General features: G+C 61.6%; 10 protein-coding genes and 1 pseudogene. 6 read left to right on the top strand and 5 right to left on the bottom strand.

What is annotated here, in order from left to right; all coding sequences use genetic code 11:
- Nucleotides 1-288 (bottom strand): DUF1684 domain-containing protein (locus tag R6U53_RS15345; protein ID WP_410323249.1); only part of this gene is annotated, 288 nt, incomplete at its 3' end.
- 70 nt (nucleotides 289-358) lie between these two features.
- Nucleotides 359-523, bottom strand: coding sequence for a hypothetical protein (locus R6U53_RS15340; protein ID WP_410323248.1), 165 nt, complete (start codon nucleotides 521-523; stop codon nucleotides 359-361).
- Nucleotides 524-597: 74 nt separating this feature from the next.
- Here R6U53_RS15340 and R6U53_RS15335 point away from each other — a divergent pair, with 74 nt between their 5' ends.
- Both R6U53_RS15335 and R6U53_RS15330 read left to right on the top strand, forming a co-directional pair.
- Complete coding sequence (locus tag R6U53_RS15335) at nucleotides 598-807, top strand: hypothetical protein (RefSeq protein ID WP_410323247.1); 210 nt, start codon at nucleotides 598-600, stop codon at nucleotides 805-807.
- A gap of 207 nt (nucleotides 808-1014) precedes the next feature.
- On the top strand, nucleotides 1015-3420 hold the full coding sequence (locus R6U53_RS15330) for an ATP-dependent DNA helicase (RefSeq protein ID WP_410323246.1): 2406 nt from the start codon (nucleotides 1015-1017) through the stop codon (nucleotides 3418-3420).
- A gap of 17 nt (nucleotides 3421-3437) precedes the next feature.
- On the opposite strand, the pseudogene R6U53_RS15325 reads toward R6U53_RS15330, so the two are convergent.
- Nucleotides 3438-3698: pseudogene (locus tag R6U53_RS15325) on the bottom strand (hypothetical protein); the annotation flags it as partial.
- A 38-nt stretch (nucleotides 3699-3736) separates the two neighbouring features.
- Between R6U53_RS15325 and R6U53_RS15320 the strand changes: the two are divergent.
- The 3 genes from R6U53_RS15320 (at nucleotide 3737) to R6U53_RS15310 (ending at nucleotide 5926) form a co-directional block, all read left to right on the top strand.
- The gene (locus R6U53_RS15320) at nucleotides 3737-4069 is read left to right on the top strand and encodes a hypothetical protein (protein ID WP_410323245.1); all 333 of its coding nucleotides are present in this window, start codon (nucleotides 3737-3739) and stop codon (nucleotides 4067-4069) included.
- 296 nt (nucleotides 4070-4365) lie between these two features.
- On the top strand, nucleotides 4366-5322 hold the full coding sequence (locus tag R6U53_RS15315; protein ID WP_015409142.1) for a transcription initiation factor IIB: 957 nt from the start codon (nucleotides 4366-4368) through the stop codon (nucleotides 5320-5322).
- A 175-nt stretch (nucleotides 5323-5497) separates the two neighbouring features.
- Entirely contained in the window at nucleotides 5498-5926 is a 429-nt protein-coding gene (locus tag R6U53_RS15310) for an SRPBCC family protein (RefSeq protein WP_410323244.1), read from the top strand.
- 12 nt (nucleotides 5927-5938) lie between these two features.
- Here R6U53_RS15310 and R6U53_RS15305 read toward each other — a convergent pair whose 3' ends face one another.
- Complete coding sequence (locus R6U53_RS15305) at nucleotides 5939-7309, bottom strand: adenylosuccinate synthase (RefSeq protein WP_410323243.1); 1371 nt, start codon at nucleotides 7307-7309, stop codon at nucleotides 5939-5941.
- A gap of 241 nt (nucleotides 7310-7550) precedes the next feature.
- Here R6U53_RS15305 and R6U53_RS15300 point away from each other — a divergent pair, with 241 nt between their 5' ends.
- Nucleotides 7551-7856 carry a hypothetical protein gene (locus tag R6U53_RS15300; protein ID WP_410323242.1) on the top strand — a complete coding sequence of 102 codons (306 nt, stop codon included), beginning with the start codon at nucleotides 7551-7553 and terminating at the stop codon, nucleotides 7854-7856.
- Nucleotides 7857-7971: 115 nt separating this feature from the next.
- Here the strand turns inward: R6U53_RS15300 and R6U53_RS15295 are convergent, their stop codons facing one another.
- Nucleotides 7972-9603, bottom strand: coding sequence for a hypothetical protein (locus R6U53_RS15295; protein ID WP_410323241.1), 1632 nt, complete (start codon nucleotides 9601-9603; stop codon nucleotides 7972-7974).
- Between the last annotated feature and the right edge of the window lie 219 nt (nucleotides 9604-9822).

The following is a 9822-nucleotide window of genomic DNA, read 5'->3' as shown; positions in this document are numbered from 1 at the left end:
GGTGCGGTCGCCGTGCTGGTCGGGCACTTCGAAGTGCAACCGTACAACGCGTTCGTACAGCTGTTCGCCGTCAGTGCTCGTCGCCATCGCGATCGTCTCGTCGCTCTCGTCGAGTTCGACGGTCGCCTCGACGCGATAGGCCGGGTCGGGATCGAAGTACTCGAGGCCGTCGAACTCCCGCCGTCCGTCCGGCCCGAGCGGTGAGGAGTGGGGCTCGTGAAATTTCTCGTCCTTGCGCTCGCGATACGATTCGAGCTTCCCGCGCCAGGCGTCGACGTCGAACTCCATACACGAACGTGGACGCGGCGACCAATAAGCCGTCCGGGACCGGCTCGATCGACCGGTGGTCGATACGTCTTTAGCTGAAGACGAGCCAGTTCCGGTCGTGTCCTCCGACCGCGACCGGCGGCCGATCTTCAGCCACGAAGGGGGCAGGGGCCATCGGATCGAGGGCATCTCGCCCGCCAACGATCCCGATTCGCCGTTCGAACGCGTCTTCGTCCCGGCGAGCGTCAACCAGCAACTCCGGCAGTTCGATGAGGGGACCTCCAACCGATCAACGAGAACCCCCCCGAGGACTGGCACCCGATCTCGGCGATGTCGCCGGTCGGAAAGCCAGACTTCGGTCCGTACAACCTCGCCGGAACGGGCGGTATCGACGACCGAAACGTCTGCCAGCGGTATGGGTGGCTTCGGGATCGAACTCGCGGACTCACCGGCGACGACGAGTTTCTTCACGCGGCTGTTGCCGCGACGTCGACTACCTCGTTTCCGGAGGCACTCATCTCGGTTAGTTATAACCACTGAAACCATGTACACACCGATCGGACTGTATTCGGGCGATCGGATGTACAGTGACGTCCAGTGGTCGCTATAGATACCGAGCTAGAAATATCACCTTCGAAGGCTCTCAACAGAGTCAGTAGGGAGACCACGACAGGGGATGCCGTCCTCGAATACGACGGGTGAGTGGGAACGGTTTTTAGCCTATCAAGCCTCACGTCTCACTATCCCGTGTCTGAGAGTTCTGAGACAACATGGCGGACCTATTTCGGCTTCAGCGATACGTACGAGAATCAAGACGACGTCATCGAGAACATTATTGATACCGCGCGGGACTCTGGATATCTGGCGATTGAAGGCCCGTGCGGGACGGGCAAAACGATGGCGTCACTTACTGCGGCGAGTTATCTCATCCGGGAAACCGACCAGTTCGAGAACGCGATCGTCGTCACGCCTGTCAAACAACAGCGCCAACAGTTCGTCGAGGACCTCCGAGTCATCAACAGCAGGGTGGACGATCCGTTGGCTGGGGTTGCACTCGTCGGGAAACGAGATCTGTGCCCGTACGGACGCGAAGACGTGTTTCCGGCCGGGAGTAGCGTACAGGAACGGTGTGAGGACCTGAGAGAAGCCACCGCTGAACTCGTCGGTGAAGACAGCGAGCTCCACGTCAACCAACAGTTCGAGACAGGCGAGCCATCGCCCTCACCGGAACCGATTCCCGAAGAGGACAGATGGTGGGATCCGGCGAAAGGCCGAGTCCTCACCGAGAACGCACAACGAGATCCGCTCGATGAGAACGCTGAACCACTTCACACCGCCGGGCGAACCGCGCCATACCCCCGCTCGCAACCGACGACGACACCGGAGATGACGGAGTCCGGGAACCGACAGCTGTACTGTCCGTTCGAGGCGGACTGGTACGGTCGTGACAAGGGATCGCCGGTAACGTTCAACTCGGGGGACAACCACGTCGTCACGACCGAGGAACTCCTCCCGAACGCTGTCGATATGGGTACGTGCCCTCATCGTGCGATGACGGTGCTGATGCAGAGCGCGGATATCGTGATCGGGAATTACAACCACCTCTTCGACGCCGCCAGCCGCCAACTCACCGCACCGATCCTCGACGAGCGAACGCTCGTCATCATCGACGAGGCTCACCGAATGGAAGAGCGCGTCCGGGACCTCCTCACGGACACGATCGGATACTACACCGTCAAACGCGCGAAGAACGACCTCGAACAGATCCTCCGCCCAGCACGGCAAGGACCGCAGAACAAGCGCCAAGTCGAAACGCGGCTCGCAGTAAACGATGTCCCCTTCGAGGCCGTCGAGACCGCAGAGGAGTTCTACGACGACGTGATTGGGTGGTTCGAGACCCGCGTGGACGACGAACTCCGAGATCGATTCGAACACTACGGGTCTGGGCTATCGTGGGGGTCACTGCCAGACGGGGACATCGAGATTCCGCTCCGTGATCCGAGTGAACCCGAACCGGACGAATTCACGCGCTGGGCCGAACGGGTGGGTCACGGCGGAGACACGTTTCGGATGCTTAGCAAGGTTGGCCTCGCCGTCGAAGACGCGTTAGAACAGATGGGCTCCGAGCGGGACTGTGTCTGCACCGCCGTCGGAGCGCTGTTCGGGCACTGGTGGGAGCGAGACCACGTCGAGTACTTCCGCGAAATCGGTCTGGAGTATTCGGAGAAAGACGATCGGGACGTCGACGAGCCGTGGATGAGTTACTACAACGCGTCGCTCGTGATGTACAACTGCATGCCGTCGCAGAAAATCGGGGACGTTCTTGACGAGTTTGGCGGCGGGGTCCTGATGAGCGCCACCCTAGAGCCCCTCTCGATCTTCGAGGAAGTAACCGGGCTGGACGAGTTAGCGACCGACGAACAAAACCCGCGCGTCGTCTCCTCACGCACGTACGACCTGCCGTTCCCCGAAGAGAACCGTGCCAGCTGGATCGTCGACGTCGAGGCGTTCAAAAAGCGAAATCGAGGCGAGCCCGCCGTTGAAAATACGAACGAGACGCGGGAGCGCTACGCCTATGTCGCACGAGAAATCGCACGAAGCCAAGGCAACGTCCTCCTCGCGTGGCCGAATTATTCCGAAGCCGAATGGGCGGCAGGCCGTCTTCGAGAGGAGATCGACAAGCCGGTGCTGCTCGACCGGTCATCGAGCCACGAGGAGACGCGAGCACTGAAACGCGAGTTCGTCCGCGGCGAGCCGAACGTTCTCGTGACGAGTACCCGCGGCACGTTAACCGAAGGTGTCGATTACGAAGGTGACGAACTGCACACGTGCGCCGTGTTCGGCATCCCACTGGTCAATATTGGATCACCCAGGGTTCAGGCCGTCCAACACGCGTACGGTGAGCGATTTGGAACGGAGAACTCGTTCACGTACGCGCTCACGATCCCCGCCGTTCGCCAGGTTCGGCAAGCGCTCGGTCGCGTCATTCGCAGCCCGAACGAACGTGGTGTGCGCATCGTTGTTGGCGAACGGTTCGTTCCAGGTGCGCTCCATTCAGTGTACGAGTACCTCCCGCAGAATGAGCGAGAGGAATTCGTACGGATGAAACCCGATTTTTTACACTCGCAGTTCAGAAACTTCTGGAATAGCTGAGGATCTGTGTGAAAGCAATCTAACAGGTTGAGTTCACCACGGCGTTCTTGATGCATGATACCGCCGGTGAACACCCGACGCTTCGAAACGAGTTCTGCCTCGGTTTCGTACGTTTCGACCCACAAGCCCCACGGTGTCCGTGCTGATCGGATTATCGCACTCGTGACGTCATCCTCGTGAACGAAGGTTAACCGGTTACCGTGCGTTTCTGAAAGCGCCTCGAGGATGCTTCCAGCCTCTTTTCGGACGCCGAAGTCATGCCCGAGAAACAACAGGAGGACGCTCTTCTACTGGTAGATCGCAGTCACGCTCCTGTGTGTTCGATCCGACGACCCTCGAGTCGTTCACCGGCGGACTCATTTACGAGGGGACGTTCGTCGTCTGCCATGAAGCCCACACGCTCGAATCGCGGGGCAGAGAGCCGGTCGCCGCGATCGAGGAAACCGGTACCGACGCCCGAGACGGTTCCGATGTGAAAGGGTCGGCGATGACGATCCGCGAGGTGCTCGGCCGAGAGCGACGTCGGAACGGACGTGTTCGACGACGCGCTGGAGCAGTTCTGGAACGAGTGAGCCACCCGGACGCGTCGCTCGTACATAGAGCGCGGAGACAGCGCCGTTCGCGTCCGTCCGGGACGCCCCCACGGTGAGTGCGCCCCTTCCCTTTCCCGGATGAAGACCGACGGCCGTCGGTTCGCGTATCCGGCTGCACCGAGACGTTCTCCGTGCCAATATAAAAATCCGATGGCCGTTCCAGGGAGCGATACGCCGAATCGTTCGGGTTCGCACTCGCACGAACAGCAGTGCCACGACCGTGACCACCGCGACGAATCGGTCGCCTTCGGGGGAGTGACCACGCCCTCGGCGGAACGCTCACGAAAAAACGGGGCAAAAAGCTGGGTGTGCAAAGCATTTATATGTCGAGTCGTCAAAGCATATAAGTATAATGCCAGGACCCACCCGCCAGCGAGAGCGTACCAGCGAGGAGGAGACAGAGACGGAGGAAGAGACCGGCTGTCCGGAGTGTGAATCGGATTCACTGGTACGGAGCGCTGACGGGGGCGGTGAACTCGTCTGTGAGGACTGTGGTCTCGTCATCGAGGAGGAGAACATCGACCGCGGTCCGGAGTGGCGGGCGTTCAACCACTCCGAGCGCCAGTCGAAGTCCCGCGTCGGCGCGCCGACGACGCAGACGATGCACGACAAGGGGCTCACGACGCAGATCGACTGGAAGGACAAGGACGCCTACGGGCGCTCGATATCCTCCGAGAAACGCTCACAGATGCACCGGCTCCGAAAGTGGCAAGAGCGGATTCGAACCAAGGACGCGGGCGAGCGGAACCTCCAGTTCGCCCTGTCCGAAATCGATCGGATGTCGTCGGCGCTCGGCGTCCCCAGATCCGTACGCGAGGTTGCCTCGGTCATCTACCGGCGCGCGCTCGACGACGATCTGATTCGCGGCCGCTCGATCGAAGGCGTCGCCACGGCGGCCCTCTACGCCGCCTGCCGACAGGAGGGCATCCCGCGTTCGCTCGACGAGGTCGCGGAGGTCGCCCGCGTCGAGCAAAAGGAGATCGGCCGAACGTATCGATACATCGCACAGGAGCTCTCGCTCGGCCTCGAACCCGTCGATCCGGTCCAGTACGTTCCTCGTTTCTGCTCGGAGCTCGGCCTGAGCGAGGAGGTCGAACAAAAGACCCGCGAGATCATCGAAGTGACCGCCGAGAAGGGAATGCTCTCGGGGAAATCGCCGACCGGCTACGCGGCCGCCGCGATATACGCCGCCTCGCTGCTCTGTAACGAAAAGAAGACACAGCGGGAGGTCGCGGAGGTCGCGCAGGTGACCGAGGTCACCATCCGAAACCGGTATCAAGAGCAAATCGAAGCGCTCGGCATCCACTGATCGCGCCGTCCCGTTTTTTGCGACACCGTCGCTCTGTTCGATGGTGCATAGATACGCGTGCCGTATCGAGACCTACATTAGAGGCAGCGACTGCCGGTAGATCGGCGACGAAAACGTCCGATTTCGGCCGTCGATCGACGGCGAATTATTCATCCAGGAGTCTCTTTGACGTGGTATGAGGACCGTCGAACGCGAGATCGAGATCGATGCCTCACCGGAAACCGTCTGGGAGATACTGACCGATCTCGAAGCTTACGACGAGTGGAATCCGTTTATTTCGAGCGCCGAGGGGGCGATAGAGCGCGACGAACGCCTCAGAGTCCGGGTCGAGCCACCAGGCGGTCGGCCGATGAGCTTCAAACCGGTGGTCAAAACCGTCGAGCAGAACGGTCGGATCGTCTGGATCGGCCGCCTCTTCGTCCCGAATCTCCTCGACGGTCGCCACGAGTTCATCATCGAGCCGGCGGTCGATGGCGTGCGATTCCTCCAGCGTGAAACCTTCGCCGGGATTCTCGTCCCGATTTTCCTCGATGTCGAATCCGTCGAACGGGGATTCGACGAGATGAACGAGGCGCTGAAACGGCGGGCCGAAACCGCAGGGTAGTTACAGAACGACTCAGATCGGCGATTCGACGATAACGGTCTCCTCGCGACCGGGCCCGACGCCGATGGCGTAGATCGGCGTCTCGAGTTCCTCGGCGATGTACTCCAGATACGTCCGGGCGTTTTCGGGGACGGCGTCGTAGTCCTCCGCGGCGACGGCGGCCCAATCGACGTCGTCCCAGCCGTCGAACGTCCGGAACTCGGCCTCACAGTCGTCCCACTTCTCGGTCGTCGCGGGCATCGAGAGCAGTTCCTCGCCGTCGAGGGTGTAGCTGTGGCCGACGCGCACCTCGTCGAGACCGGCGAGCACGTCGATGTGGTTGATCGCGAGCCCGGTGAAGCCGTTCGCCCGCGTGGCGTGGCGGAGCATCGGCATGTCGAGCCAGCCGACGCGGCGCGGACGACCGGTAACGGTTCCGTACTCGCCACCCTTATCACGGATGTATGTGGCGAGTTCGGATTCGTCCTGACGGCCGCCGTTTTCGGGCGTCTGTCCGTCGACAGAACCGAGCTCAGTCGGGAGCGGACCGGTCCCGACGCGGGAGAGATACGCCTTGACGATCCCGACCACTTCGCCCTGTCCGATGACGGTCGGCCCGACGCCGGTGCCGACCGCGGCGCCGCCGGCGGTCGGGTTGGAGGACGTGACGTAGGGGTAGATTCCGTGGTCGATGTCGATCGAGGTGCCCTGTGCGCCCTCGAACATGATCTCGTCGCCCGCGTCGAGCCGCGCCTGGAGAAACTCGCCGCAGTTGACGGCCATTTCCTCGCGTTCGATCCGTTCGCCGAACGCCAGATACGTTTCGAAGAGCGTGTCGACGTCGAACGCGTCGCCGTCGACGTCCTCGCCGATCTCGATACCGTAGACGTCCTCGACGAGCGCCCGCTTTTGCGGGACGACGTACTCGAGTCGCTCACGGAGCGTCTCTGGATCGAGCAGGTCGCCGATACGGACGCCGCGGCGGCCCGCCTTGTCCTCGTAGGTCGGACCGATTCCTCTGCCAGTGGTTCCGGCCGCGAGGTTGTCATCGGATTTGACGTCCTCCTCCATCCCGTCGATGATCCGGTGATACGGGAGGATGACGTGGGCGCGCTCTGCGACGCGAACGTCGGGGGAAAGCTCCCGTTCGGAGAGCACATCCAGTTCCTCGAAGAGCGTGTTCGGATTGACGACACAGCCGTTGCCGAGAACGCCGATCTTACCCCGGACGGCACCCGACGGGACGAGAGAGAGCTTGTACTCGTCGCCTTCGGAGACGACGGTATGGCCGGCGTTGTCGCCGCCCTGATAGCGCACGACGACGTCGACGGCATCGCCGTACACGTCGACGATACCGCCTTTCCCTTCGTCGCCGAGCTGTGAACCGACGATGGTTACGGTCATCGAGACGACGTTGCCGCCAATGGGCTAAACCGATTACGGTATGTGGGAGGCGCGAGCACCGCGATCCACGAACCACGGCTCGACGTCGCATTCTTCACGATCGAAGGAGTAACATACGTGTACTTGTCACAAGGGATTTATACACGTAAAGCGAAACGTTGACACGATTGAATTCGGACGCTGATGTTCCGCCGATCAGACAGCAACATTTAAAACCCGCAAACACAAGTTAACAAATGCCATGATAGATCGACTTGAAAAGGAAGTAGACATGCTCGAACGACACCTCCGGGTACTCCGGATGGTGATCGAAAACGAACCGATCGGTATCGTCAAGATGTCGAACGAGACGGGCTATCCGCATCATAAGGTTCGATATTCGCTCCGCGTCCTCGAAGAGGAGAACCTCATCGAACCGTCGAGCCAGGGTGCGATCACGACCGACGACACCGGCGACTTCGTCGACGATCTTGACTCGAAGATCGACGACATCATCGACAAACTCGAAGGGATGAAGATCGACGACATCCCGGAAATCGAAGGCTAATTGGGGCATTTTCGGCGTTTCCGAACGTCTATCGCGAGAGGTACTCGGACACTGACGGTCGCTCGAAACGCGACGCGTAATCGTCGTCGAGATCGGGATTCCGAATCGGTGATCGCTACAGCTCCGGAACGGTCAGATTGAACGAACCGTCCCTCGCTTCGACCAAACAGAGGTGATAGCCGTTCGCTCGCGAGAGCTTCACGTAGCTTCGGTGTTTGCTGCGGCTGAGCAGGCTCGTACTCGTCGCCTCCTCGACGGCACCCATCGCATCGGCTTCGAAGTAACTCGAGGTGATCGCGACCGCACCCGCGAGCGATTCGTAGTCCTCACAGACGTCCGAGGCGTCGGTAACGAACGGTTCGATCGCCTCGGCCCGGGTCGGATCACGCCGTCGGTCGAACTCGATGACGACGAGTGGGTTTCCCTTCTTACCGCGGGCGACGATGTCGAACGTCACTTCGCGACCTTCGGTGCCGTTGCCGACCGCGACCGTTTCGTCGAACCCGATCCGGTCGATACCGGGAAGCGCATCGTAGAGCGGGCGAAGTCCCTCGACCGAGCCGGTCGAGCGGATCTCGAAGAGTAGCTCCATCACGAGCCACTCGATGAACGCATACGTGACCGAAGACCGAAGCCACGATTCGAACGGCTCGCCGTCGACCGAGACCGACTCGTCGTCGAACGTCGTGTGATATTCGATTCGGAGATTCGATTCGACCGTCTCTCGGTCCCCGTTACCGTCGTGTGCGTCCGCCAACGTGGCTTCACCGCGAGTCGTCTCCCGGACGAACAGACTCGTGCCGGCGAGTGCCTCGGTCGACGACATCGACCGGGTACCGGGGACGCTGTCGACCGCGTCGAGTCGGGCCTGCAACTCGTCGCGTTCCGCCCGAATCGCATCGATTTCGGCTTCGAGCTCTTCGATCCGAGCGTCGGCGTCGTCGACGGACGTTTCCAGTTCCTCGATCCTCGATTCGTAGGTCTCGATCCTCGATTCGTACTCCTCGCGGAGTTGATCGCCACGATCGGAGGACGGAGGGATCGTCTCGGACGGTGACGCGGACTGGGAGTCGGCAGATCGCGAACGCCCCGATGGGGTCGAGCGATGCGATTCAGTTCCCGCGGAGGCGGTATCGCTTCGGCCGCTGTTTTCGGGGTCGAGCGACGGAACCGTTCGGGTCGTGATCGCTTCGATCCCACCCGGACCACGGCGTCCACGGCGGTTCGAGGGCTTGGATCGGTCCCCGGACTCTCGTCTCGACGTCGCTGACGACGACACATCCGTGTCGGAACTGGCGTTCGGTCGGGTGGTCGAATCGCGAGGCGGGTCAGGTTCGACAGGGTCGGATGCGTCGTCGGATGCATCGTCCGATCGGGCGCTGGCGTGCCCGGAGGAGGGACCGTCGCTGACCGAAGCGGGATCATCGTCGTCGGGGCCCGCACTCGCGCGAACGCTTCCCGACGTCCCTCCAGTCGTCTGCTCCGACGTCGAATCGGCCTCAGAATCGACCGCAGAGGTGCCCTGGACGTCGGCGTCGGAGACCGCTTCGGAAGCCGTAGCCGTATCGGATCCGGGGGCGGGGGCCTGACTCGCATCGGCGGTGGTCCCGGCTTCGGCGTCGGCTGCCGACGAACTGCCAGCCGCGTCGGCCTCCGGATCCTCGGCCGATCCCGGCGCGGATTCGGCGTTGTCCGTCGTCGGTTCGTCACGATCGTCGGAGGCGATGTCATCCGTTTCGGGATGCACGCAGGGCATCCTCAAGGAGCCGATCCTTTATCTCAGCCTCTACTTCAAGACGTATCGCCGCCAGTACTATGACCTGCTGCAGCAGGTCCGTGAGAACGGCGACTGGGAGGCCATAACATGGAACCGGGCGAAAAGGCGGTTATCGCGGTCGGACTTGGCGTCGGCGCCCTGACCGCCCTGATACTGCTGCTGGGTGTTCTTGGATTGATGCAGGGTTGG

The organism is Natronomonas sp. (genome assembly GCF_046483325.1).
Taxonomy (GTDB): domain Archaea; phylum Halobacteriota; class Halobacteria; order Halobacteriales; family Haloarculaceae; genus Natronomonas.
This window is presented reverse-complemented; position numbering and strand designations above follow the sequence as displayed.

What these genes read in the sequence shown, in the direction of transcription:
- R6U53_RS15335 (WP_410323247.1), top strand. Translation starts at nt 598, where the DNA reads ATGTCGCCGGTCGGAAAGCCAGACTTCGGTCCGTACAACCTCGCCGGA.
- R6U53_RS15315 (WP_015409142.1), top strand. Translation starts at nt 4,366, where the DNA reads ATGCCAGGACCCACCCGCCAGCGAGAGCGTACCAGCGAGGAGGAGACA.
- R6U53_RS15310 (WP_410323244.1), top strand. Translation starts at nt 5,498, where the DNA reads ATGAGGACCGTCGAACGCGAGATCGAGATCGATGCCTCACCGGAAACC.
- R6U53_RS15305 (WP_410323243.1), bottom strand. Translation starts at nt 7,309, where the DNA reads ATGACCGTAACCATCGTCGGTTCACAGCTCGGCGACGAAGGGAAAGGC.
- R6U53_RS15300 (WP_410323242.1), top strand. Translation starts at nt 7,551, where the DNA reads ATGATAGATCGACTTGAAAAGGAAGTAGACATGCTCGAACGACACCTC.